The sequence below is a fragment of the Bacteroidales bacterium genome (assembly GCA_035647615.1).
Classification (GTDB): Bacteria; Bacteroidota; Bacteroidia; order Bacteroidales; family 4484-276; genus SABY01.
Map to the genome: position 1 here is coordinate 20,312 of DASRND010000001.1, position 26,047 is coordinate 46,358.

24 protein-coding genes are annotated in these 26,047 nt (G+C 47.1%); 15 read left to right on the plus strand and 9 right to left on the minus strand.

What is annotated here, in order from left to right:
• Positions 1–131 precede the first annotated feature (131 nt).
• Positions 132–4,241: a C25 family cysteine peptidase gene (locus VFC92_00080; GenBank protein HZK06572.1), complete on the plus strand. Its 4,110-nt coding sequence runs from the start codon at positions 132–134 to the stop codon at positions 4,239–4,241.
• A 52-nt stretch (positions 4,242–4,293) separates the two neighbouring features.
• Here the strand turns inward: VFC92_00080 and VFC92_00085 are convergent, their stop codons facing one another.
• Entirely contained in the window at positions 4,294–4,806 is a 513-nt protein-coding gene (locus tag VFC92_00085) for a GNAT family N-acetyltransferase (protein HZK06573.1), read from the minus strand.
• Between the two features lie 135 nt (positions 4,807–4,941).
• Here VFC92_00085 and VFC92_00090 point away from each other — a divergent pair, with 135 nt between their 5' ends.
• The 7 genes from VFC92_00090 (at position 4,942) to VFC92_00120 (ending at position 11,128) form a co-directional block, all read left to right on the plus strand.
• Complete coding sequence (locus VFC92_00090; GenBank protein HZK06574.1) at positions 4,942–5,298, plus strand: arsenate reductase family protein; 357 nt, start codon at positions 4,942–4,944, stop codon at positions 5,296–5,298.
• A gap of 150 nt (positions 5,299–5,448) precedes the next feature.
• Positions 5,449–6,624: an acyl-CoA dehydrogenase family protein gene (locus tag VFC92_00095; protein ID HZK06575.1), complete on the plus strand. Its 1,176-nt coding sequence runs from the start codon at positions 5,449–5,451 to the stop codon at positions 6,622–6,624.
• A 269-nt stretch (positions 6,625–6,893) separates the two neighbouring features.
• Positions 6,894–7,295, plus strand: coding sequence for a methylmalonyl-CoA epimerase (mce, locus tag VFC92_00100; GenBank protein ID HZK06576.1), 402 nt, complete (start codon positions 6,894–6,896; stop codon positions 7,293–7,295).
• 55 nt (positions 7,296–7,350) lie between these two features.
• On the plus strand, positions 7,351–8,913 hold the full coding sequence (locus tag VFC92_00105) for an acyl-CoA carboxylase subunit beta (GenBank protein ID HZK06577.1): 1,563 nt from the start codon (positions 7,351–7,353) through the stop codon (positions 8,911–8,913).
• Between the two features lie 24 nt (positions 8,914–8,937).
• Positions 8,938–9,300 carry an OadG family protein gene (locus VFC92_00110; protein ID HZK06578.1) on the plus strand — a complete coding sequence of 121 codons (363 nt, stop codon included), beginning with the start codon at positions 8,938–8,940 and terminating at the stop codon, positions 9,298–9,300.
• Positions 9,301–9,306: 6 nt separating this feature from the next.
• Positions 9,307–9,735: a biotin/lipoyl-containing protein gene (locus VFC92_00115; protein ID HZK06579.1), complete on the plus strand. Its 429-nt coding sequence runs from the start codon at positions 9,307–9,309 to the stop codon at positions 9,733–9,735.
• A gap of 232 nt (positions 9,736–9,967) precedes the next feature.
• On the plus strand, positions 9,968–11,128 hold the full coding sequence (locus VFC92_00120; protein ID HZK06580.1) for a sodium ion-translocating decarboxylase subunit beta: 1,161 nt from the start codon (positions 9,968–9,970) through the stop codon (positions 11,126–11,128).
• A 198-nt stretch (positions 11,129–11,326) separates the two neighbouring features.
• On the opposite strand, the gene VFC92_00125 is transcribed toward VFC92_00120, so the two are convergent.
• Positions 11,327–11,956 carry a ribonuclease H family protein gene (locus tag VFC92_00125; protein ID HZK06581.1) on the minus strand — a complete coding sequence of 210 codons (630 nt, stop codon included), beginning with the start codon at positions 11,954–11,956 and terminating at the stop codon, positions 11,327–11,329.
• Positions 11,957–12,000: 44 nt separating this feature from the next.
• On the opposite strand from VFC92_00125, the gene VFC92_00130 reads away from it, so the two are divergent.
• Together VFC92_00130 and VFC92_00135 are read left to right on the plus strand one after the other, a co-directional pair.
• Entirely contained in the window at positions 12,001–12,396 is a 396-nt protein-coding gene (locus VFC92_00130; GenBank protein HZK06582.1) for a hypothetical protein, read from the plus strand.
• A gap of 62 nt (positions 12,397–12,458) precedes the next feature.
• On the plus strand, positions 12,459–12,926 hold the full coding sequence (locus VFC92_00135) for a hypothetical protein (GenBank protein ID HZK06583.1): 468 nt from the start codon (positions 12,459–12,461) through the stop codon (positions 12,924–12,926).
• Here the strand turns inward: VFC92_00135 and VFC92_00140 are convergent.
• Together VFC92_00140 and VFC92_00145 are read right to left on the minus strand one after the other, a co-directional pair.
• Positions 12,907–13,905 (minus strand): bifunctional riboflavin kinase/FAD synthetase, encoded by a 999-nt coding sequence (locus VFC92_00140; GenBank protein ID HZK06584.1) that lies wholly within the window; start codon positions 13,903–13,905, stop codon positions 12,907–12,909. The two genes, VFC92_00135 and VFC92_00140, sit on opposite strands and share 20 nt — an antisense overlap.
• Positions 13,905–14,906 (minus strand): aspartate-semialdehyde dehydrogenase, encoded by a 1,002-nt coding sequence (locus VFC92_00145; GenBank protein ID HZK06585.1) that lies wholly within the window; start codon positions 14,904–14,906, stop codon positions 13,905–13,907. Before VFC92_00145 ends, VFC92_00140 begins: the two co-directional genes overlap by 1 nt.
• An 88-nt stretch (positions 14,907–14,994) precedes the next feature.
• On the opposite strand from VFC92_00145, the gene VFC92_00150 reads away from it, so the two are divergent.
• Together VFC92_00150 and VFC92_00155 are read left to right on the plus strand one after the other, a co-directional pair.
• A complete protein-coding gene (locus VFC92_00150; protein HZK06586.1) occupies positions 14,995–17,595 on the plus strand; it encodes a lamin tail domain-containing protein in 2,601 nt (866 codons plus the stop codon).
• 34 nt (positions 17,596–17,629) lie between these two features.
• Complete coding sequence (locus VFC92_00155; GenBank protein HZK06587.1) at positions 17,630–18,130, plus strand: YqiA/YcfP family alpha/beta fold hydrolase; 501 nt, start codon at positions 17,630–17,632, stop codon at positions 18,128–18,130.
• 3 nt (positions 18,131–18,133) lie between these two features.
• Here the strand turns inward: VFC92_00155 and VFC92_00160 are convergent, their stop codons facing one another.
• On the minus strand, positions 18,134–18,823 hold the full coding sequence (locus tag VFC92_00160; GenBank protein ID HZK06588.1) for a ComF family protein: 690 nt from the start codon (positions 18,821–18,823) through the stop codon (positions 18,134–18,136).
• A 136-nt stretch (positions 18,824–18,959) separates the two neighbouring features.
• Positions 18,960–20,258, minus strand: a complete 1,299-nt coding sequence (gene tyrS / locus VFC92_00165; GenBank protein HZK06589.1) for a tyrosine--tRNA ligase — start codon at positions 20,256–20,258, stop codon at positions 18,960–18,962.
• A gap of 140 nt (positions 20,259–20,398) precedes the next feature.
• Here tyrS and VFC92_00170 point away from each other — a divergent pair, with 140 nt between their 5' ends.
• The 3 genes from VFC92_00170 (at position 20,399) to VFC92_00180 (ending at position 23,369) form a co-directional block, all read left to right on the plus strand.
• Positions 20,399–21,421: an NAD-dependent epimerase/dehydratase family protein gene (locus VFC92_00170; protein HZK06590.1), complete on the plus strand. Its 1,023-nt coding sequence runs from the start codon at positions 20,399–20,401 to the stop codon at positions 21,419–21,421.
• A gap of 87 nt (positions 21,422–21,508) precedes the next feature.
• On the plus strand, positions 21,509–22,033 hold the full coding sequence (locus VFC92_00175) for a flavodoxin (protein ID HZK06591.1): 525 nt from the start codon (positions 21,509–21,511) through the stop codon (positions 22,031–22,033).
• Between the two features lie 352 nt (positions 22,034–22,385).
• On the plus strand, positions 22,386–23,369 hold the full coding sequence (locus tag VFC92_00180; protein HZK06592.1) for a hypothetical protein: 984 nt from the start codon (positions 22,386–22,388) through the stop codon (positions 23,367–23,369).
• A gap of 450 nt (positions 23,370–23,819) precedes the next feature.
• On the opposite strand, the gene udk is transcribed toward VFC92_00180, so the two are convergent.
• The 3 genes from udk to VFC92_00195 form a co-directional block, all read right to left on the minus strand.
• Positions 23,820–24,437, minus strand: coding sequence for a uridine kinase (gene udk / locus VFC92_00185; GenBank protein HZK06593.1), 618 nt, complete (start codon positions 24,435–24,437; stop codon positions 23,820–23,822).
• Between the two features lie 229 nt (positions 24,438–24,666).
• Positions 24,667–25,254 (minus strand): outer membrane beta-barrel protein, encoded by a 588-nt coding sequence (locus VFC92_00190; protein ID HZK06594.1) that lies wholly within the window; start codon positions 25,252–25,254, stop codon positions 24,667–24,669.
• 35 nt (positions 25,255–25,289) lie between these two features.
• Complete coding sequence (locus VFC92_00195; protein ID HZK06595.1) at positions 25,290–25,955, minus strand: DUF4136 domain-containing protein; 666 nt, start codon at positions 25,953–25,955, stop codon at positions 25,290–25,292.
• Positions 25,956–26,047: the final 92 nt, after the last annotated feature.

Below are 26,047 nucleotides of genomic sequence, written 5' to 3' on the forward strand. Positions count from 1 at the left end.
ATTTCTCCATCCAAACTTGCTCTGCAAATTTTCCAGTCGAAATGACGCGCAAAACATTCGCTGACCAAAATAACCTTCACCAAAGATTTATTTAGTTTTACCGCTTCATTTTTTTAAAATCAAAACTTTATATGAAGAAATTCTATCTTTCCGCCACATTACTCGCGTTGATGATGCTATGCTCAGGTTTATCTGTTTTTGCACAACCCAAAACTTTGTTGCTCTCGCAAGGCGACAACCAATTTGATATTACTGCCACCACGCGTGGCAACATTAATTTCCACCATGAGCTGGCTACTCTGAGCAGCCTGGAAGTTGCCGGCGATAATCGGGCGTTTGTCCAGCTTGTGGCGCCGGGCTACAACTATTCGATGCAGGAGGGTGCGCCTATGCTGCCGATGATAAAAAAACTGATGGAAATACCAGCAGGCGCCACGTATGAAATCGTTGTCACGAATGTAGTTACAGAGACCTACCGCCTGGCAGATTTTGATATTACTATTCCGTTGTTCCCTGCGCAGCCATCGGTGAGCAAGAGCGATGAGCGCGATAATATCCCCCTGGTGGTGGATGCATCGGTTTATCAATCGGATGAGTGGTTTGGCTTTGAAACGGTGCAGATAGAAGAATTGGGCGAGATGCGCGGTACACATCTGGCGCGGCTTGAAGTGTCGCCATTCCGTTATAATCCGATGCGTGGCGAGTTGCAGGTAATTACATCTTTTGACGGTGAGATACGATTTATGGGCGGAAACCCCGAAGCTGCTCAGGCGGAGAAAGCCCGGCTTTATTCGCCTTATTACAAATCCATTTTCGATCAGCTTATCAATTACCAGGCGCCTGCTCCTGAGGAATCTTTGCGTGCATTGCCGGGCGCTGCTCCGGTTACCTATATTATCGTTTCCCATCCGATGTTTCAGACGGCACTGCAGCCGTTTGTTGCATGGAAGACTAAAAAAGGTTTTAAAGTAATCGAAGCTTACACCAACAATCCGGCGGTAGGAACCTCCACCACTTCCATTAAAAATTACCTGAAGAATTTCTACAACAATCCGCCGCAGGGCGTGCATCCACAGACCTTCGTGCTCATCGTTGGCGACGTGGCGCAGGTGCCTGCTTTTAATGGTACAGCTGGATCACACGTCACCGATCTATATTATTGTGAATACACCAACGACTACTTTCCTGAATGTTTTTACGGACGGTTCTCGGCCAACACATTGGCGCAGTTGCAGCCACAAATCGACAAAACCCTCGAATACGAACAATATGCTTTTCCCGACCCTACTTTTCTCGACGAAGTGGTGTTGGTTGCCGGAGCAGATAGTTATCACCAGCTCAAGTGGGGCAATGGCCAGATCAACTATGGAACACAATACTATTTTAATGCAGCGCATGGTCTATTGACGCATGCATACCTGCAGCCACAACCTTCCGGCGGGAACTATTCGGCCAATATCCGGCAGGATGTAAGCAATGGTGTGGCTTACGCCAATTACTCGGCACATTGCAGTCCATCGGGCTGGGCCGATCCTTCTTTTACCATCAATCACATCTCTGCTCTTACCAATTCTCACCGATATGCGCTGATGGTTGGCAACTGCTGTTCTTCGGTCGAATTTCAAAACAATTCTTTCGGTGAGGAAATCGTTCGGGCACCGCTCAAAGGCGCCATCGGCTACATTGGTGGTTCCAACAGCACCTACTGGGACGAAGATTTTTGGTGGGGCGTCGGAAACAAAACTGTGTCGTCCAATCCCACCTATGAATCAACAAAACTTGGTGTTTACGACCGCACCTTCCACGATCGTGCTGGTATTACTACCAACGATTGGTATGTTACTCAGGGGCAAATGCCCTCGGCGGGCAACCTGGCAGTGACACAATCCGGATCGTCACTAAAAAATTATTATTGGGAAATTTATCATTTGATGGGCGATCCCTCACTGATGGTTTATTTTTCGCAAGCGCCTGCCATCAGCGTAAGCTATCCGCCGCTGCTGCCACTATCGACAACAATGGTGGAAGTAAATACCGCTCCTTACGCTTACGTTGCGATAAGTAAAAATGGTGCTTTGGTAGGTGCTGCTTTGGCCAACAATAGCGGGCTGGCGCATGTAAACCTGCTGCCGGTAACGCAGGCTGGCACAGCCGATGTGGTGGTGACCGGGCAAAATCTCAAGCCGTGGCAAGGAACGGTAATGTTTGCCACACCTAACGGCCCATTTATTTCGGTAGAGAATTATGCAGTGAACGATGCCGGCGCCAATGGCAACGGGCTGGCCGAATATGGCGAAACTGTCAGCCTCGACGTTTCCTTTAAAAATATAGGCAATGCTGCAGGCAACAACATCAATCTTACGCTTACTTCCTCCAGCCCATTCGTTACGATAATGCAGGCTCAGGCGATGTTGCCTCAAATCAACGCCGGTCAAACCATTGCGCTAAGCGATATTTTTAAATTCTCGATAGCCGAAAATGTGCCGGATGAAGAAGGTTTGATATTTACACTTAAAGCGACCAGCGGCAGCAATGTCTGGGAAAGCCAACTCAACATCACTGCACATGCTCCTTTGCTGGCCTATAGTAATTACTCAATTAATGATGTTTCCGGTAATAACAACGGAAAACTTGATCCCGGCGAAACGGTGACTTTCACAGTTTCTGCCATCAACAATGGCTCGGCTGCCGCTACAGCTGTAATGGGACAACTCACCACAGCCAGTCCCTACATCACTATCATTACCACCCAACCTCAACCGATGGGCAACATGGCGCCTGACGCAACCGCTTCGGCTGGATTTTCGCTGACCTGCAGTCCTTCTACGCCGGTGGGTCAAACTATAAGTTTTAATTTTAATATTACCGCCGCGCAAGGAATTTCCGCCAACGGCACTTTTTCGGCTGTAGCCGGACAAATACCAGTACTTATTGTCGATCTGGACGGAAATCATAATTCTGCCAACCATATAGCTTCTGCCATTAATGCCAATGGAATTGCAACACAAATAACCACTACTTTTCCAGCAAATCCCAACCTTTACACCTCGGTTTTTGTGTGTCTGGGAATTTATTATAGTAATTATAAACTGACTGCAACGCAAGGTCAGGTGCTGGCAGCTTACCTCAACGACGGCGGAAGATTGTACATGGAAGGCGGTGACACGTGGCATTACGATACACAAACACAGGTGCATGGAATGTTTGGTATCCAAGGGCTGTCCGATGGCAGTGGCGACCTAGGAAGCATTGCAGGAGTGAACACCACCATGACGCAGGGAATGAGTTTCGGTTACAATGGCGAAAACAGTTGGATCGATCGGCTGGCGGCAATAAATGGCGGTGTGGCCATTCTAAAAAACCAATCGCCGCAGTACATTTGTGCTGTAGCCAATGAAGCAGCAGGTTACCGAACCATCGGCATGTCGATGGAGTTTGGTGGTCTCACGGGCAACCGCAATGCACTGATGGAAAAATATCTGTTGTTCTTTGGATTGTTGCAGCCGCTCACGGCCGATTTTACTGCAGATGTAACCACAGTGAGTGAAGGAACTTCGATTCACTTTTTTGATCAGAGCACCGGCAACCCCCAAAATTTTGTGTGGAGTTTTCCGGGAGCTTTTCCATCTGCAAGTAACGACCAAAACCCTATGGTAACTTATCATAATGCCGGGGTGTATTCTGTAACACTAAAGGTGACCGCAGAAGGCAATTCGGTTACAGCCACCAAAAATAATTACATCACCGTGCGGCCGGTCGGACTTATTCAGACCATACCGATACACAGCGGCTGGAATGGGATTTCGTCAGCTTTGATTCCTGACAACGGCAACCTGGAGCAGATTTTTGGCGAACATATCAATGAGTTGATCATCCTGCAGGATATGCAGGGAATGTTTTTCCCGGGCATGCAGATCAACACGCTTGGTGAATGGAATTACCAGACCGGCTATAAAATTAAAGCTGCCGCAGATTTTGAGATTGAAATAGCAGGAATGCTGCCGGAAGATAGTCAGCTGACATTGCCGGCTGGCTGGAGCCTGCTGCCGGTGTTAGCGACGGAAGCTGTGGAGCCACACATTTTGTTTGCCGAGGAGCCGGAGAAACTCATAATTATCAAGGCGGTGGCCGGAACTGGCGTTTACTGGCCGGCCTATGGCATCAGCACTTTGGGCGCACTGCAGCCGGGCGTCAGCTATCTCGTTTTTGTAACGGACGAGGTGGTGATAGCTTTTGATTAAATAGAAATTATTTACTACAGCCCGAACGTTTACGCCCGACATTTGCCATACGCTAAACAATTTTCCGCATCAGTATTCCATCGTAATAGTCTGAGCCGATTTTGGTGTCGCGTTCCAGTCGGGCGAGGGTTTCAAAGTCAAGCGATTCGTAGAGGCGGATGGCTGCCACATGATCGGCACGCACCATCAGGTAAAGTATCTCGATAGCTTTGGTTTCTTTAATGCGTTCCAGGGCGGCTTGCAGCAATTGCCGTCCGATGCCTTGCTTTCGGTAACCCTCCACAATGCCCATGGTAAGCCTGGCTGTGTGCCGCAGCCGGATGGCAGTATTGGCTTCTATGGTGAGATATCCCACCGGACGGCTGCCGCTCATCGCTATTAGCATCATCGAACCGTAAATGCGCAGCAAGTCCTGGTGATATTTGGCGAAAGCCTGGACATCGGCAAACTTCCGGTCGAAGTCGTCGCTCATAAAATCGGTGGTGAGATGCACGTGGCGCACAATGGCATAGAGCTCCTTTGCATCAAACTCGTGGTATCCTTTTATCGTCACTTGGTGTATCATAATAATTCTTTATTGGCCAGGATTCTTTTTGATGAATAGTTGGCCGAATGATTTTTTTCGTCTTACTTTGTAAACCTGCATAAAAAAGATCTGACAAAGATAAACTGCAAATTGGATAATAAAAATGCCTTTGACATGAATAACCCAAGTGTGATCACCATCTATCATAATCCGCGCTGCCGCAAATCGCGTGCAGGGCTTGCCAGGCTCCAAAGCAAAGGCGAACCCTACCAGATTAAGGAATACATGAAAACCGGAATTCCGGTGGAAGAGCTGCGAGATGTGCTGATGAAACTCAACTTGAGGCCAAAGGAGATTATCCGTACCCATGAAGCCGATTACAAAACACGCTTTCGCGGAAAAGATTTCACCGACGATGAGTGGATTCAGATCCTGAGCGAAAATCCCAAACTCATCAAGCGGCCGCTGGTGATAAAAAAATACAAAGCCGTATGGGCCGATCCGCCCGAAATGATGGATTTGATGTTCTGATCACAATTTTTTTCCCGGCACTAATATGGCCTGTTTATAAAGTTGGTGAAAAACTGACAAGAAGTTTTAATATCCAACAAAACAAGCTTTTACTACGCCCCGTTGAGAAGGCAAGCAACAGATTAACAACGAATAAATCAACAAAAACAAATGGCTTATCCTTACACCCCCCCCGATTATTTTGGTATCGACGAACTGCTGAGCGACGAACACAAGATCGTCCGTTCGTCCATCCGCGATTACGTTACCCGTTCCATTGTCCCCATCATCGATCAGGCAGCGCAGCAGCATACTTTTCCCGCCCATATTTTTAAAGAGCTGGGAGCGTTGGGCGTCTTTGGCTCTTTCATTCCTGAGGCGTATGGTGGTGCTGGGCTCGATTATATCTCCTATGGTTTGATCATGACGGAGCTGGAGCGTGGCGATTCGGCCATCCGGTCCACCGCCTCGGTACAATCGTCGCTGGTGATGTATCCCATTTTTGCCTTTGGCAACGAAGAACAAAAGCGGCGTTTTCTGCCCCGACTTGCCACTGGCGAACTCATCGGCTGTTTTGGCCTCACCGAACCCAACCACGGCTCTGACCCCGGCAGAATGGAGACAACTCTGCGCGATGCCGGCGATCACTATGTTTTAAATGGAGCCAAAATGTGGATCACCAACAGCCCCATTGCCGACATTGCCGTTATATGGGCAAAAGACGAAAAAGGGGTGGTGCGTGGTGCGATTGTCGAAAAAACAAGTCCAGGCTTCTCGGCGCCGGAAACCCACAACAAATGGTCGTTGCGTGCCTCGGTGACAGGTGAGCTGGTGTTTGATGAGGTGAAGATTCCCAAAGAAAACATGTTTCCGGATATCCGCGGTTTGAAGGGGCCTCTGATGTGCCTCAACTCTGCGCGCTACGGCATTGCCTGGGGCGCTATAGGAGCCGCAGCCGATTGTTACAATACGGCGTTGCATTATGCTAAGGAGCGCATGCAGTTTGGGCGTCCGCTGGCCAGCTTCCAGCTACAGCAGAAAAAGCTTGCCGAGATGGTCACAGAAATCACGCATGCACAACTGCTGGCATGGCGGCTCGGAGTGCTGCGCAACGATGGACGCGCCACCCCCGCACAGATATCGATGGCCAAACGCAACAATGTGCAGATGGCACTGAATGTGGCACGAGAGGCACGTCAGGTGCTTGGAGCAATGGGCATCACCGGCGATTTTCCCATCATGCGCCACATGATGAATCTCGAATCGGTGATTACCTACGAAGGAACCCACGACATCCATCTGCTCATCACCGGCGCGGACATTACCGGCATCAATGCATTTGAATAAAAAGATTTAGTAAAACAAAGTATAAACTGATGCGGCGGAGAGATGTAGAGGAAAGTTTCTTGATACTTTTTTCGTGTTGATTAGCATAATTCACATGAATTTGTGGTTAGAGGAATTTTCACATGAATTTGCTGGAAACCTCTGTTTTTATTTGTTTAGCCAGCCAAACCTACATTACCTTTCAGATAGGAAACCGCACGGTTTAAGACGCTAAATAACAATACTTTTGTGTAAAATTAACATCTTATCGATCACTATAATTCATTATTATGAAACCTACTCATATCGAACACATAGGAATTGCCGTCAACAGCCTCGAAGAAAGCATTCCTTATTATGAAAATGTTTTGGGGCTGAAGTGCTATGCCGTGGAAGAAGTTGCCGATCAAAAAGTTAAGACCGCTTTTTTCCAGGTAGGACAAACAAAAATAGAGTTGCTCGAATCCACCGACCCGGAAGGTCCCATCGGTAAGTTCATTGCCAATAAAGGCCCCGGTGTTCATCATCTGGCTTTTGCCATGGACGATGTGGATGAAGCATTAAAACAAGCCGAGGAAAAAGGTATTCGCCTCATCGACAAGCAGCCGCGCAAAGGTGCCGAAGGTATGCGCATCGGGTTTCTGCATCCCAAATCAACATACGGTGTTCTCACCGAATTTTGTGGTAAATAAACCTTTGAGCCAATCCACACGGAGTTAAGAAATCATTACAAAACAAAATAAGTAAATTGTGAATAATCAGGATAAATTGCAGCAGCTCATCGACTTGCGCATAAAAGCACGAGAAGCCGGCGGAGAAAGACGTGTCGAAGCCCAGCATGCGAAAGGAAAATATACTGCACGCGAGCGCATCGAGATGCTCCTAGACGAAGGCAGCTTCGAGGAATACGATATGTTTGTAACCCATCGTACCACCGACTTCGGCATGGCCGATAAGGTTTTTCTGTCCGATGGCGTCATCACCGGTCACGGTACCATTGACGGGCGCATCGTGTTTATTTTCTCACAGGACTTTACTGTATTTGGTGGCTCATTGTCAGAAACCTTTGCACAGAAAATCTGCAAGGTGATGGATCAGGCCATGAAAGTGGGAGCTCCCCTCATCGGCATCAACGACTCGGGTGGAGCCCGTATTCAGGAGGGCGTGCGCAGTCTGGCAGGTTATGCCGAAATCTTTCAGCGCAATATTATGGCTTCGGGAGTTATTCCACAGATTTCTGCCATCTTCGGCCCATGTGCCGGCGGAGCTGTTTATTCTCCGGCACTCACCGACTGCATCATCATGAGCGACAAAACCAGCTACATGTTTGTAACTGGTCCCAAAGTGGCCAAGACCGTTACCGGTGAAACCATTACCGAAGAAGATTTGGGCGGCGCTACCGTGCATGCTACCAAATCAGGTGTGGCACATTTCAGAGCCGACGACGAAGAAGAGGGAATGATGCTGATACGCAAAACCCTGGAGTATCTGCCGCAGAACAATCTGGAGGAACCTATCGTAACAGAGTGCCACGACCCGATAGATCGCAAAGATGACAAGCTTAACGATGTTATCCCCGACAGCGCTAACACGCCTTACGACGTCAAAGACATTATCTACACCATCGTTGACGACAGCGAATTTTTGGAGTTCCACCGTCATTTTGCTAAAAATATTGTGGTAGGCTTTGCCAAGTTCGACGGTCAGCCGGTGGGTATTGTAGCCAATCAGCCAAACTATCTGGCTGGTGTTCTGGATATCGATGCCTCGCGTAAAGCTGCACGTTTTGTCAGGCTATGCGACTCATTCAATGTTCCTATTATTACCCTGGTCGACGTTCCGGGATTTTTGCCGGGCAGCGGCCAGGAATATGGTGGTATCATCGTTCACGGTGCAAAGCTGATGTTTGCCTATGGCGAAGCCACCGTTCCAAAAATTACCATTACCCTTCGTAAATCTTATGGCGGCGCCCACGACGTAATGGGTAGCAAACAATTGCGCGCCGACATCAACTACGCCTGGCCTTCGGCAGAAATTGCCGTGATGGGTGCCGCGGGCGCTGTGGAGGTACTCGAAGGTCGCAAAATCCGAGATATAAAAGACCCCGATGAGGCCGCAAAATATGCTGCTACAAAAGAGGATGAGTATCGCGAAAAATTTGCCAACCCATACGAAGCTGCCCGTTATGGCTACATCGATGATGTGATTGAACCACGCAACACCCGGTTCCGCATCATCCGAGCATTACAGGTTTTGGCAAACAAAAAAGAAACGCTTCCTCCCAAAAAGCACAGCAATATCCCATTGTAATTACCTATCAAAACCTTGATTACTATGATAATTAATGCAGTCACAATAGATTTTTCAACCATCGATGCTTTCGCTGCTTCGGTAGCGATAGTAGGATATGTCATTGTGTTTTCGGTATTGGTGTTACTGTCTTTTGCCTATAAATTTATCCCGAAAATTATTGCGTTTGACGTTCGTCGCCGGATGAAAAAACAAGGTAATTGTGATGACTGCGAAATAGCCGATACCGAAGGCGACGTTACAGCAGCCATCACCCTGGCACTTTACATGAACATCAACGAGCTGCACGACGAAGAGAGCGATGTCATCACCATCCGCCGCGTAGCCAAACAATATTCGCCCTGGAGTTCGAAAATTTATGCTACCAATCCTTTTGTAAGAATATAATAAAAGATGAAAAAATTTAAGTTTAAAATAAAAGGTCACGACTACAATGTCGAAATCCTGAAATTCGAAGAGGATCACGCACATGTTGACGTAAATGGGACCACTTACGATGTGGAAGTGCAACGAACCTACAAACAGCCCAAAACACCTAAGCTGGTGCGTCAGGAAGTACAAGCCCGCCGGCAGGATAGCAAAATTAAAAAGACCATTACAACGACCGCAGGTCACGTTGTGAAAATTCCGCTACCTGGCAACATCGTGCAGGTATTTGTGAAAAATGGCGACGCGGTAAAACTTGGTGATAAGCTGGTGATGTACGAAGCCATGAAAATGGAAAATATCGTTGCAGCCGAAAAAGACGGCATCATTCAAAATATATTAATACAACCGGGTGATACCGTGCTGCAGGATGCCAAGATTATGGAAATAGCTTAATGATGAGTCATTACCGCTTATTTTCTAATTTATTAAAAGACAAAAATCAAGCACAGCGATGAAAAGACTTCTTACCATTTTTGGGGTTCTTGCAATTATTGCAACCATATCGATAGCATTTCCCAAAACTGCTTTTACTGATACGCAAACAGATACTACCGAACTTTCGCAACCGGCACCCGTAGTTATTGACAGCGGACACGATGGCCTTAACGCAGCTGTCGGCGGCGTAATGAACTTTTTAAAGTATACAGGTTTTGCCAACGTTACCCCCGGCCACTTGATTATGCTGGTGTTTGGGTTGTTTTTTATCTTCCTTGCCATCCGTCACAATTTCGAGCCACTGCTTTTGATTCCTATTGGCACTGGTATTCTCATCGGAAACATTCCCTTTATGCTCAATGCCGGGCTGGAGATCGGCATTTATGAGTCGGGCAGCGTGTTGAATTATCTATATTTTGGCGTTACCGCCGGTGTTTATCCGCCGCTGATCTTTCTGGGCATTGGTGCTATGACCGATTTTTCGTCGCTTATCTCCAATCCTAAGCTCATGCTTTTGGGAGCTGCTGCTCAGGTGGGTATTTTCGCTACATTTCTTGGCGCACTTATTCTGGGGTTTCATCCTTCCGAAGCGGGTGCTATCGGAATCATTGGTGGCGCCGACGGCCCGACGGCCATCTTCCTTTCATCCAAACTGGCAAATGGTATCAATATCCTTGAGAACGGTGAGGTTGTCAAAAACCTCATTGGTCCTATCGCCATCGCAGCCTATTCGTACATGGCTTTGGTGCCGGTAATTCAGCCTCCGATTATGCGTTTGCTCACTTCCAAAAATGAACGGAGAATTAAGATGAAGTCGCCACGTGCCGTTTCCCAGCTCGAAAAAATACTTTTCCCGATCATCGGATTGCTGTTAACAACATTTATTTCGCCAAGTGCATTGCCATTGTTGGGAATGCTCTTCTTTGGCAACCTGCTCAAAGAAAGCGGTGTTACCAAGCGCCTGGCCGAAACCGCCCGCACATCGCTCATCGACATCGTTACCATTGTGCTTGGCATAACCGTTGGCGCTTCCACACAAGCCGATATTTTCCTCACACCTGAGTCCATCCTTATTTTTATACTAGGGGCTATTTCTTTTATGATAGCTACCGCCGGCGGAGTGCTGTTTGCTAAAGTGATGAACCTTTTCCTTAGCGACGAGAACAAGATCAACCCACTGATTGGTGCTGCCGGGGTTTCGGCTGTGCCCGCCAGTGCCCGTGTGGTTCAAATGGAAGGTCTAAAGGCCGATCCCAAAAATCACCTGCTGATGCACGCTATGGCTCCCAACGTTTCTGGCGTTATCGGTTCGGCAGTAGCTGCTGGTATCCTGCTCAGCTACCTTATGTAGAAATGTGTTTTCATTTTGATAGTTGAAAACCGGTTCGTGCTGCATGAACCGGTTTTTTTTGTGATGATGCATGGGAATGATGGCCTCTTAATAGAGCCGAATTCACGAATAAATATGACCTACGGTGAATTCGTTCACCAAAAGTTATGACTTACGGTGAATACCGAATTACCAATCCAAAATATTAATTTCCTCCTCTCACCCTTTCCTCCCAAAATCTGCGGGTATCTCGCCCCATTTTTCGGTGTTCCATTTCAGGATGGGGATATCCACAGTATTGTTATTCAGCCAATTTTCGGCTCGCGTTATCAGTTCAAAAACCTCTGCGTTGCGCGAGGTAGGTTTCAGAAGGGTTTTTGTTTTTTTGTTGCGTACCCACGCCATGGCAGTGCGGGAATCGGAGTAAACAGGGATTTTCTGTTTTCTTTTATGAAGCATGGCCAGCACGTGCACCAGTGCCAGAAACTCGCCGATGTTGTTGGTGGCATCAGGGAAAGGCCCCTGATGGAAAATCTGTTTTTTGGTTGTGGTATGCACGCACTGATATTCCATTACGCCGGGGTTTCCGCTGCAAGCTGCATCTACCGAGAGGCTTTCCCACACGGGTCCGGCGCCCGATTCTTCGGCAGCAGGCGTATTCTTTTTGGTTTTCAAATAATTCCACATGTTGCCTGCAAAAGCACACTTCGCCTCCTCTTCGGTGTCGAAAGATTTGTAGAAGGCTTTTTCAAAACCTTCCACCTGCGCACGGCATTGCTCCCAGTTGTCGTAAATGCCGGGCGTTACACCTTTCCAAACCACATAATATTTCCTGCTTTTTTTGGCCATATTTCAAAAGAGTTAAATTTGCCACTTTTCAATTATTTGCAAAGATGAAGAAATTTATTTTTTACTTCCTTATTCTGGCAGGCATAGCTGTCGCGGCCTATGCTTTTGCAACTCATCCGTTAGCGGAGAGGATGGACAAAGGCGAAAACTTTGAGCTATTGATGACCGGAATGCTCGCCCTGTTTTTGATGATAACCGGCGCTTACGGCTTGTATGCCGAGCATCTGTGGAAACGATTCCGTGCACAGGGTAAGCACGAAAATCTTTGTGTGGAAGCCAATTATTATGTGCAGCGCAAAGGTTTTGTCGGCCGCGTGTTCCTGTTTCCTTTTATAAAGATCAAATCTACCAACTCTTTCTTTATCGCAATCCTTGGAGCTTTGGCCTGGGTAATTATTCTTGCCATTCTGCTCAATGTAGTGGCTGGACTAATGAAATAGATTTATTAAATTTTTGTAATTAATACAACGATATTCTTGATAAGACGCTAATTTTTAATAACATGAAAAACCGTTTACTTTTCATTACTACCATTCTCTTAACGACCGCTTTTTTTGCTTGTCGCAATGAGGTGAGACTTTCGGCCGCTAAGAATTTCGATGGTGCTGTGTGGGAGCGCTTTGATTATTTACATTTCGATTTTCAAATCGATCAACCACAACGCGAATACAATGTACAGGCATTTGTGCGCTACAACGATGATTTTAAGGATGAAAAGCTACCGCTAAATGTAGTGATGGTATTGCCTTCGGGTGAAGAGCGCATCCGGGAATATGTGCTGACGTTGCGCGACGAAACGAAAAAACCATTTGGGATTTTGGGGGATGGCTATTACGAGTTAACTAAGGTACTGCGTGATGGGCTTACCATTAATGAAGCCGGCAAAATGCACGTTGAGATCGAGAATCTGCGCAGCAAAGCTTACACGGAGGGCGTTGTAACTTTCGGGATTATTCTTGAGGCACAATAACCGTATCATCGTCGGTGCCATTGTTTTCGCTGTCGTCGCCCAGAATTTTTTTCACCTTTATCCGGTCGATGATCAGGCGGCGTCGCAGTAGCTCAAGGTCGCGAAATTTCTTTTCGACACGTGTATGATCCAGAAAATATAGCGTCACCTTCTCGCCGTACAAATCCTCATCAAAATCAAAAAGATGTGCCTCGATGGTGAGCTGATTTACCTTGAGCGTAGGCCGTATGCCGATGTTGCTCATGCCTTTGTATAGCTTGCCTTTCCATTCGAGCAGAACGGCATAAACTCCGTATTCGGGAATAATCTTGTCGGGTTCGTCAGGCTCGATATTGGCAGTAGGAAATCCGATCGTGCGCCCCAACTGGTTTCCCATCACCACTGTGCCGGAGATGGAGTAGTTGTAGCCCAGAAATTTTGTAGCCGTTTTCATGTCGCCGCGCCGGATAGTCTCACGAATCTTTGTGCTGCTCACAGCGATCTCGTCGAGTTGTTGCATGGCTATTTGTTCTACTTTAAAGCCATATTTTTCTCCCATTTCAGTGGTGAATTGAAGATCGCCTTTGCGATCGTAGCCAAAATGATGGTCGTAGCCAATAATGACCTTGACAGGATGCAGCGGCTCCACCAAATATTTTTTAATAAAATCTTCAGAAGAGGTCCTGGCAAATTCTTTTGTAAACTCAATGCAAATCAGCACGTCGATGCCCAGTTTCTCAAAAAGCTTTATTTTCTCTTTACGTGAGATAATCAGACGCAGATTGTAGTCGGGCTGCAGCACTGTGCGTGGATGCGGAAAAAATGTGATGACCACACTCTTGCCGCCAATGGTGCTGGCCGAATGCACCAGCTCACCGATCACTTTCTGGTGTCCGATGTGCAGCCCGTCGAAGGTGCCGACGGTCACCACCGGTTTATGAATAGGTTCGATAGCTTGTATTCCGTGATAAACTTTCACTTTTTCTGTTTTGATAATCATTAAACATTTTTCACCAGCCCCTGCTCGATAAGCCATCCGGCTATCTGCACGGCATTGGTAGCAGCTCCTTTGCGCACATTGTCGCTCACCACCCATATGTTGAGGGTTTTAGGTTGCGAAAAGTCGCGGCGGATACGCCCGACGAAAACTTCATCTTTTCCTTCCGCCAGCAACGGCATAGGATAAATGGCTTCCGCCGGATTGTCCTGAACTACCACGCCAGGCATCTGCTCCAGAATCCGGCGTACTTCCGCCAAATCAAAGTCATTAAAAAACTCCACATTAACAGCTTCCGAATGGCCACCCATCACCGGAACACGCACCACCGTGGCGGTGATTTGCATTTGGTCATCCTCCAAAATTTTGCGTGTTTCATCCACCAGCTTCTGTTCTTCAGTAGTATAACCGGACTCGTCGAAAGCGCCGCCATGTGGCAAAACATTGCGATGAATCGGATGTAGGTAAGCTTTTTCAGTGGTGTCGATTTCTTTTTCTTCGTCGGTTAGTTGTTGCATACCTTTTAGACCCGAGCCGGTTACTGACTGATAGGTGGAAACAACCACTCGCCGGATGCGAAAGTGCGCATGCAGCGGAGCCAGCGCCATCACCAGTTGAATGGTGGAACAGTTGGGATTGGCAATAATGCGGGTCTTTGGGTTGATGGTGTGCGCGTTTATTTCGGGAACCACCAGCGGAACATCAGCGTGCATGCGCCAGGCCGAGGAGTTGTCGATGACAAAAGTACCCGCTTCCACAAATCTTTCAGCCCACGCTTTCGATACTTCGCCGCCGGCAGAAAACAGCGCGATATGAGGGCGCTGCGCCAGACACTGCTCCACGTTAAGCACTGTAAGCTGGTGGCCATCATAGGTAACCTGTCGACCCGCCGATCGCGGCGAGGCGGCGGCAATTATCGTATCAACAGCAATTTTGTGCTCCGGGAGTATCTCCAACATTTTTTGTCCTACGAGTCCTGTAGCGCCTACAATAGCTATCTTCATGATGCTTTAGCAATTTTGTTTTTTTAATGAAGTGAGGCAAAATTAATATATTTACCCTTTCTTTTTGGAGCACAAAAAAATCGTGATCATGAAGTTCGTAAGCTTTTTCCTGCTGTTGCTGCCGCTTTTTCTTACGGCGCAAGTCTTCGATGATTTCTCGGATGGGGATTTTACCCAAAATCCACCCTGGCATGGCAACACAGATCATTTCGTGGTAAATGCAGACTTTATACTTCAGCTCAACAGCGAAGGCGAAAATACCTCTGTGCTCACTACCGCCTTTGTTGCTGTGGCACCTATGGAATGGCGGTTCAGGATTAAATTGGCCTTCAGCCCGTCCACCAATAACTACGCGCGTTTTTATCTTGCAAGCGATGCTGTCGATCCGCTTGCAGCACAACAGGCGTGGTTTATACAATTTGGCGAAAGCGGCACCAACGATGCCATCCAACTTTTCCATCAGGAAGGCTCTGCGCTTACTTCCATTTGCCGCGGTACCGAAGCATTGATTGCAAACTCTTTCGATCTGTGGCTGCGGGTGAGGGTGGATGAATCTGGAAACTGGAGCATCGAACGAGCAGACACACCGCAAAACCTGTGGCTGCAAGAAGCGCAGGGCGTTGGCATTTCTCCTGTGGGAAACCGCAGCCTCGGGGTGTTGTGTAAATATACAGCCAGCAACAGCAAGCGATTTTATTTTGATGATGTGTATGCCGGCCCAATCGATATTGATGTGCAACCGCCCAAAGTGCTGCAGGTGCAGGTTACAGGTAGCAATACGCTGGACATTCTTTTTGATGAAGCTGTTGATGAAGCTGATGCTGAAACGCAGGCCAATTACAACGTTTCGCCACAGATAGGATATCCATTGGTTGCTGAACGCGATGATGCGAACCCGGCGCTGGTGCATCTTACGTTCGACCGCGATTTCCCCAACGCCACGCAGCTCACTATTACCATACAAAATATAGCCGACCTTTCCGGCAACGTCATGGAACCCGACACGTTGGCTTTCAGCATTTTTGCGCCTGCAGCGCATGATGTGGTGATCAACGAAATTATGGCCGATCCTTCTCCACCCGTTGGACTGCCCGATTGGGAATATCTGGAGTTGTTTAACACGACAGATTTTGACATCGATCTTAGCGGTTGGAAATTGTTGATCGGATCAACCGTAAAGCTTTTTGTTGATGTAAATATTGCTGCCCATGGGTTTCTTATTTTGGGTCACAAGGATGCGGCGCCGGATTTAATATTTGCAGGACCATTTTATGGCTTCTCTTCTTTTGCGCTCACCAACAGCGGGCAACAGCTTGTGCTGATGAATCCGCAGGGAGCCGTTATATCGGCAATCACCTACAGCGACGCGTGGTACAACGATCCCATCAAAAAAGACGGCGGCTGGTCGCTTGAGCAAATCGATCCTGCCAATGCCTGTGGCGGCAAGAACAACTGGACAGCTTCGACGAGCCAACAAGGCGGTACGCCCGGCGCTGTCAATTCTGTGGACGATGCAAATCCCGATGTTACGCCGCCTTTTGCACAGCGCATCGAAATTGCCGACACGGCTACATTGATATTGCATTTTTCCGAATCCATGGACAGCCTACAGATGGCATCTGCGAATTTGTATGAAGTTCAGCCGGGTGCGCTGCGTCCGGTAATTGCGCAGCATTCTTTCCCGCATTATCAGAAAGTCATCCTGCAATTTGCAAATCCCTTTTCGGCCACCACAATTTATACTTTGTCCCTTACGGGAAATATTTCCGACTGTGCCGGCAATCCCGTCGATCAGACCAAAACCGTACAATTTGGCTTGCCTGCTGACGTGGCGCCGCAGGATGTTGTGATTAATGAAGTGTTGTTTAATCCCAAAGATGACTTTGTGGTGGGCGTCGATTTCGTCGAAATTTACAACCGATCTGATAAAATTATCGATTTATCAAAAATGATGTTGGCCACCGAGGATAAAAAGACGGGGTCGATTAATAATCCTAAAAATATCAGTACCACCAGCTTTTTGTTTTTTCCACAACAATACCTCGTGCTTACCACCAAACCTGAGGTGGTGGCGCAGCAATATTTCACATCAGCACCCGAAAATTTTCTGCAGCTTCCAAGCCTGCCTTCTTACAGCAACGATGCGGGAGTGGTGGTGCTCACCACGCTTTATTTCGAAACCATCGACCGGTTTGCTTATCGCGAAAAGATGCACTATCCGTTGCTTGCCAGCTATGATGGCGTTTCTTTGGAGCGCATCCATTACGACCGGCCGGCAACCGACAGCACCAACTGGCATTCGGCGGCGCAGGATGTGGGGTTTGCAACGCCCGGCCTTCAAAATTCGCAGTTTAGCCCGTTGCTGGTAACGGATGATCCGATTACGGTGAGTCCCGAAATTTTCTCGCCCGACAACGATGGCTCCGACGATGTGTTGAATATTCATTACAATTATGAGGAGCCGGGTCGCAATGCAAGCATCACCATTTACGATGCACGGGGCCGAAAGATTCGCCAACTCACCGACCATGAGCTGCTGGGCACTTCCGGCCAGCTTTCGTGGGACGGCCTCGACGACCAGCGGCAGAAAGCTCCCATCGGCATTTACATCATCTATGTGGAAGTTTTCGATTTAAACGGCAATGTACATCATTACAAGAAAACCGCTGTGCTCGCTACCCGACTTTAGCGGAAACCGTCCGCCAAAGAAGAACTTAATTAAAATGAAAACACTCTACATCCATGGCCTCGACAGCTTCCCGGTTCCTCAAAAGATGGAGATCCTGCGCAACGCCGGACTGGAAACTGTCGCGCTTCACATGAATTATCGCACCGATACAGATATCTATACCAACCTGCGTGATTATGCGCTTGGTCAGAAAGTAGATTTTATTGTAGGGAGTTCGTTGGGAGGTTTCCTGGGCTATTGGCTTGCCGAAGATTTGGGGCTGCCGTGTCTGCTTTTCAATCCCGCCATGAATTATCGCAACAAATTGGAACCCCACCTGCCAGACATCCCCCAGCTTCGCTGCCCGTCGCGTTATGTTGTGATCGGTGCTCATGATGATGTGGTAGAACCGACAGCAAACATACGGTTTTTCAGAGAAAACAATCGCAGCAACTGCCGGCAGCGCGTGGTGGTGTGCGAGTGGCTAAAACATCAAATCGATTTTGGTACTTTTGAGGAGATGGTATATTGGGCGTTGGCGGGGCTGAAAAGATAGTTTTTATTTGCCGGCATACGCCAAGGAGGCAATGCTCACTTTTACCTGATCGACGGTGAGCAAAATCTGCGCACAAGCCTCCATAGTGGCGCCGGTAGTGATAATGTCGTCGATGAGCAGCAGGTGTTTGCCACGGATTTTTTCGGGATTCTGCAGACTGAATTTCCCTTTCACATTTTCGGCTCGAAGCAAACGCGACTTTTTGGTCTGTGTTTCTGTGGCGAAATTGCGATAAAGCACCTCCGTTTCGAGTTGCGAATTCAGTAAAGGAACCATGGCACTTGCAATGACCTCGCTTTGATTGTATCCTCGTTTTCGTTGTTTGCTCCAATGCAGGGGCACCGGCACAATCGCATCGATGTTGCTGAAATTTTCGCATCGGCATAGCTCACGCGCAAAAAGTTCGCCCAGCAGCGAACCTATTTCACGCCGTCCTTTATATTTGAAGCGGTGCATCATGTGTTGCACCCGCCCGGCACGCGAAAAATAGAGGAAAGAAGTAGCGTATTGAAAATTAACCCTTCCCCAGAAGGTAGCGGCCACAGGATTCTGATCGTCTTTATGAAAATTTGTGCGCGGCAAACGCATACGGCAGCGGGTGCAAAGCGTGTGTTCGTTGCGGTAAAGTAGATTGCCACAGCCCTCGCATACTACCGGGAAAAACAACTCGATGAAATCCTGAAACATTGCCATGCTTCAAATATACAACTTTACCAGTGAGGAAAGTTTTACTTTTAAAATTTACTCGAAGGGGGTTAATGCGTCAGAAGTTTCTTCGGACGTCTCGTAAACATTAAGTAAACGCTGGGGGTCCGGTAGGAAAACGGGATCAGATTCCGGTTATCAGATGATAGTTTTTCTTGCCGCGTTGTGCCAGGATATATTTGTTGCGCAGCAAGCAGCTTTCATCAACGATAAAGCCGTCGGATACTTTTTCTTTGTTGATGGAGATGGCGCCGTTTTTCAGAAACTCACGAGCTTCGCGGCGTGAGGAAGTAACGTCGGTTTTTTCGACCAGAAATTCTATGATAGGAATCCCCTGTCGTATTTCGTCCATTGCCACCTGGCTTTGCGGCACACCCTCGAAGATGCTCAGCAGAAGTTCCCCGCTCAGCTTCTTGAGCGTGTCGGTGGTGCCTTGCCCAAAGAGCAATCCCGATACATCAACGGCTGCTTCGTAGTCGTCGGCAGAGTGAATCATGGTGGTAATTTCGCGCGCCAGCACTTTTTGTAGTTCGCGGCGATGCGGTTCCAGCTTGTGCTGTTCGATCAAACTATCAATTTCTTCTTTTGGCAGCAGCGTAAAAATCTTGATGTAGCGCTCGGCATCGTCGTCGGAAGTGTTGATCCAAAACTGATAAAAAGCGTACGGCGAGGTTTTTTCGGGATCGAGCCACACGTTGCCTTCTTCTGTTTTGCCAAACTTGCCGCCGTCGGCTTTGGTGATAAGCGGGCAGGTGAGCGCAAATACGTCGTGCTCGTGGCCCAGCTTGCGGCGGATTAGTTCGGTGCCCGTTATAATGTTGCCCCACTGGTCGGAGCCGCCCATTTGCAGCTTGCAGTTGTGCTGCTGGTATAAAGTCAGAAAATCCGTTCCCTGCACCAGTTGATACGAAAATTCGGTAAACGACATGCCCTCTTTCGACTCGGAGCTGAGGCGGCTTTTCACACTCTCTTTGGCCATCATATAATTTACCGTAAGGTGCTTCCCGATGTCGCGGATGAAATCCAGGAAAGTATATTCCTTCATCCAGTCGTAGTTGTTTACCATCAGGGCACCATTGGCGGTTTCAGTGTTAAAATCAAGGAAGCGCGCAAGTTGATTTTTGATACACTCCTGGTTGTGGCGCAGCGCCGTTTCGTCAAGCAGATTTCGCTCTTTTGATTTTCCTGAAGGATCGCCAATCATTCCGGTGGCGCCACCTACCAGAACGATAGGACGGTGACCATGCACCTGAAAATGTTTGAGCATCATCACCGATACCAGGTGCCCGATGTGCAATGAGTCGGCCGTGGGGTCGATGCCCACGTATGCGGTGGTCATTTCGCGTTGCAACTGCTCATCCAGTCCGGGCGTCATATCGTGGATCATGCCACGCCATTTCATCTCTTCAATAAAATTCGTCATGTATCAAAAAATTAGGCTGCAAAGATAAAATTATCAATCATCATCCTACCCGGAAACCATCGTGGAGGTTCATTGGTCGTTGTGTTGGCTGTTGCTGAATAAATTATGGCATCATCCGCAAACATGCTTACTTTTGCCTGATGATATTAGTAACCGGAGCTACAGGATTGGTAGGCACACATTTGCTGTTGGCGCTTTCGCGGAAGGGCAAAAAGGTGCGTGCCCTCAGGCGCAAATGCAGCGACATGGATCAGGTGCGGAAAGTTTTTGGGTGGTACGAAGATGATCCTGACAATTTATTGCAGTCTATCGATTGGATAGAAGGCGACGTGCTGGATGTGGATTCATTGCGCAAAGCCATGCAACAGGTAGAGTTCATTTATCATTGTGCCGGCAAAGTTTCTTTCGATTCATTCGATCGTCATGCTCTGCTTCATGTAAACCAACAAGGCACCGCCAATGTGGTGAATACGGCCCTCGAGGGTGGTGTAAAAAAGCTGTGTCATGTAAGTTCGGTGTCGGCGCTGGGCAAAAGCAAACAAGGCGAAACCATCGACGAGCAGAACTACTGGAAGACCTCCAACAAAAATTCCATTTATGCCATCAGCAAATATGCCGGCGAGCGGGAAGTTTGGCGTGGCCACGAGGAAGGACTGCCTTCTGTAATCATCAATCCTTCCATCATCATTGGTCCGGCTCAGTGGGACAGTGGCAGCACACGGCTTTTTTCGACCATTTATAAAGGAGTTCCCGCCTACACCAATGGTATCGGCGGCTATGTGGATGTGCGCGATGTGGCCGAAATTCTGATTCGTCTTATGGAATCCGACATTTCCGGAGAACGCTTCATCGTCTCTGCCGAAAATTGTTTGTTCGAGACCATCATCACTCAGATAGCGAGGGTGCTCAACAAAAAACCTCCGCTGCTGCGGCTTTCTCCGTGGATGGGTGAGGCCGGATGGATGGCCGAACATATCCTGCGTATTTTTGGCCGTACGCCCACGCTCACCAAAGAAATAGCACGGTCGGCGTTTCACAGGTTTTATTACGACAACAATAAAATCGTTAAGGCGCTTGACTATAAATTTATTCCCGCCGATGAAGCCATTGCGCATACCGGCAAAATTTTCTTGAAGGAACATCCGAAAAAGAAGAGAAGCTAAATTGTTAAATTAACCTATCTGCAAGCGGTTTCGCGGTAATAAATTTTAAATTTGCAACAAATCATATTTGTAAAATAAATCATAACGATGAAAAAAATAGGAATCTTTTACTGGCCGCTCAAAGGCAACGTGGCCACCTGCGCCAAAAAAATCGAAGCAGAATTTGGTGCCAACCAGGCCAGGCTGCAAAGTATCGATAAAGCAAATCCGGAAGATCTCGAAGGGCTTGACCTCATCATTTTGGGCGGCTCTACCAGCGGCGCCGACGCATGGCAGCAAGCCAGCGCCAACAATCCGTGGTTTGACTTTTATGCCAATTTCGAAAAGAAACCACTCTCCGGAACGCCGGTAGCTATCTTTGGCCTCGGCGACCAAATTCTGTATCCCGATCATTTTGTGGACAACATGAAATTGATAAAAGAAGAGATGGAAAAAGCCGGCGGAAGCATCGTCGGACGCTGGCCAACCGAAGGATACGACTTTACTGGCAGCGAGGCAGTAGAAGGTGATAAATTTGTTGGCCTTGCACTCGATGAAGATCAGCAGGACGATCTCACCGACGAGCGTATCCGGGGGTGGGTGAATCAGATTAAAAAGGAAGCTGGCATATAAACAAACAGCCACAAAGAATAGAACTACCCGCTGCATTGATTTGTAGCGGGTATTTTTTTTGCCTACCCGGGTTTTTATTTTAGATTTTCCTTGTGTGGTGTTGGTTTTTGTTTACTTTTGACTCCAAAAAAATAGATCTGAAATGAAAATAAAGCACCTGCCCTTACCGGGGTTTTTATGAGGAGAATCGCTGCTGCGCCAGACCACATCCTTTCCGGAAGAGAAAACGCCCTTCCTGCAAGCTTACCTTTTGTGATTCAATCAGAGGGTTTTATTATGCGAAATAAAGCATCAGCTTATTACATTATTATTTAACAAAACATTAATTTTTTAACTATCAAATCATTAAATTATGAGAACAAACAAATTTCTAAGTCTTCTGGCACTTGTCGGCCTTTCGGTGGTGCTGGTATTTTCGGCGTGTAAAAAAGATGATGACGACAAAACATCTGAAAATTTACTCGAAAAATCCTATTTCACCGTTGAAAATGGTGTCTATAAAGATGCGGGTTTTCCAGCCAAATCCGATTCACAATCAGCTCCGGAAATCGATGCAGTGTATGGAAACGCTTCTGTGCTGGAAGGTGGAAGTAATCCTATTTCTATTCAAACCTCATCTTTGGTGAAAGAAGTAATGATAGGCGTAGAAGGCGTTAACGGTTACTACAGCGTTCCGGCCAGTAACTTAAAGTCTGCTGACGAAGTCTATCTGGTTATCCTCTTGTTGAGTCAGGATTTTGAAAAGGATTCGTTTGTAATTTTACTGGCAATCCAAAATGATCAAAACCTGGTAAGTACCCACGAGACTATTACCGTTACCAGAATAGAAGCCGGTACAGGAAAACTTCAGATCAGTTGCTCCTGGAATCAGCCTAATGACATCGACCTGCATCTGGAGGAACCCAACGGAGAGGAAATTTATTATGGCAATGAAATATCGGATAATGGTGGCATTTTGGATGTTGACTCCAATGCCGGTTGCAGCATCGACAACATCAACAGCGAAAATATTACCTACGGTGATACAGCAATCGTCGAAAATGGCAATTACATTGTAAGAGTTGACCTGTGGTCCAACTGCAGCGTAGAATCAAATACGAATGTTGTTGTTACAGCACTTTATAATGGGCAGAAAATCAATCCTACCTCTGGTACTAACCCGTATAGCGGAATCTTTACCCAGGCAGATGAAGATTATGGTGTTGAGGGTGATGGCAGAGAAATAATGAAATTTGCAATCGGAAACATGAAGGATGGTGGAGCCACCGAACAAAGGATCAAATTTGTCTATCCCAAAAATGAGTCGGTTACAAAATCAACAAAAGGCCAAAAATAAATGTAGCTATTCAACGGCTCTTTTTTTCGGAGAAGATAAAAACGGTCCAAAAGTTATGTTTTGATAAAGAACAAATACCCGTTGCATTGATTTGTAGCGGGTATTTTTTTGGCTTCGCAGTCGGAATAGTTTACATGCAAATAAAAAAAGGCCAATCGTGAGTTACAACGCACGGAATGCAGGTTTAAATCCCTTATCTTTTCGTTGCAAAAAATTGATTACAATCGAAGATTAGTATGATTACAGCAAAATATTTGATTGTAATCGAAAATGTTCCAAAATAAAAACGTGCTTTTTTAAAAACTAAACTTTACACTTACCACTGCCTGTGAGGGACGCAGCCGGAAGGTCGATTCCCACACGGTAAAATCCCATGCCAGATAGTTGGTGTAATTGTCGTTTGGATCTTATTGGTGAAGTGTCGTGGTTGACTTAAACCACGGACAACAATCAGGTATTAATCCCCAGCTTGTTTTTAATTTTGGTTGTAAGAATATCGATGGCTACATGATTGGCGCCGCCCTGTGGCACAATGATGTCGGCGTAGCGCTTTGTAGGTTCGATAAACTGGAGGTGCATAGGTTTCACGAAATATTCGTAATGCTCCAGCACGCCCTGCACCGAGCGGCCACGCTCTATCAGGTCGCGGCGCACAATGCGCATCAGCCGGTCGTCGGTGTCGGCATCCACAAAAATTTTGATGTTGAATTTGTTGCGAAGCTTGGCATTGGTAAAGATCAAAATGCCTTCCACGATGATTACTCTACTTGGAAATATCGTCACCGTTTCTTTGGAACGGGCACAGGTCACGTACGAATAAACCGGTCGTTCGATTGCCACGCCGCTGATGAGCTGGTCGATGTGTTTGATGAGCAACTCAAACTCGATGGAGGCGGGGTGGTCGAAGTTGATTTTTTTCTTTTCCTCTTCCGGCAGGTGCCCATTGTCTTTGTAGTAAGAGTCTTGCGAGATGACCGAGACAGAATTTTGTGGAAGTCCGTGAATGATCTTGTTGAGTACTGTGGTCTTCCCTGACCCCGATCCGCCGGCAATTCCGATAATAAGCATGGTGTGAGTTGTATTTGTTATTGAGCAAAAATAATCAAATACAAAACAAAACGAAGCATAATGCTAAATTGGCTTGATTACAAATTGTGCATGGCGCAGAGAGCAAGGCGCATAGCGCAGGGATGAATAAAAGATACAACACCACAAAGCTGCAAAGTAACAGAGTTTTCTGATTTCTCTGCGTCTTTGCGGCTCAGCGGTTTTTATGTGTTTTTGTCGTAAAGGCTATCTAATAAATCCACACAAAGCCGGCGTTGATGCCGATGTAGGAGAGCGCTTTGTTATCATTGGTTTGGAAACCGTGATTGTAACGCACATTCAAATTGAAATTGAGGCCGCCGTATGTCTGGATAAGAACGCCTACTTCAGGAGCCAGGGCAAAACGCCAGGGATCATCGGTGAGGGTATATAGCCCCACATCCATGCGCTCTTCGCTGTAAATGGTGCCAATATTAATGCCCGCAAAAGGACGAATGTAGCTCCCTTCGTTGAAGTAATAGGCTGCATTGGCATAAAACGGGAAAGCATTGATGTAGTTGAAATGTGTGCCGGTAATGGTAGTGTTTTCGATAACGGTGGTTACTTTATCCTTCTTTTCATAAAAAGTATTCCAATGTATGCCAGCGCCAATGGTAACATTGTTATCAACAAACCAACGGCCTTCGACGCCGATGCCTCTGAAGCTGGTTCTCCCAATAAAATCCTGCGTTTCACCCATAGGCAGCGACACCTCGTAGGTAATATTCCACAAGGCTTGTTGTCCGAAAGAGAAAAGGGTGGTGGCTGCAAACAATAGTGCTAATAATATCTTTTTCATCTGATGGTATCTTTTTAAAATTAAAACCGGATTTACTAATTTATTTTCAGATAAGGCGATTGCGCAAAGGCCTGGTTGATGTTGTATTCTACGCGGCTCCCGTCGTTCGGTCTGCTACTGCCCAACAATCCATTCATCGATCCTGTCCAGATGGTGGGAATGCTGTCGGTAGAAGTGGTGGCGTTGTGTACGTCATGCATTATCATCACCAGAGTTCCTACAGTGTAGCTGGTGACGTAGGTTCCACCCCAGCCCGGAGGATAATAATATCCCCAATAATCGGTGCTCTTGTAATACCAGCCCCAATCCCAGTAGTAGGGATAGTAATAATACACATTGTAATTTTTGGTAGCCATCACCGAAACGGTGAGGAAAATGTCGGGATGATTTACTGATGGCTTGGCTTCGGCACTATATCCGTAGGCAGTCATGTTGTTGCGTACTTTTTCGAGGATAAAATCATCCAGCTCGTGCGAAACGTCCACGTTGGCCTTCGGATCAAGCGTATCTTTAAGATGTACCACCGAGTCGGGCATGTAGTAGGTTTTAAGCGCAGAAAAGTCGGTATTCATATCGTAGGCTGTGGTGAGCAGATCCAGATCGGAATACGAAACATCATTGCCCGGATAGCATCCTGTAATGCCAATTGCTATGAGCATCAGCGCTACAGCAGCATTCAGAAAACGAATTTGTTTTTTCATGTTTATTAAAAATTGTATCAATGAAGGTTTTCCCAAAATAAAAGTTCACTTACCGAAGTAAATAATTGTGCAAAAGTAACCTCTTTACAATT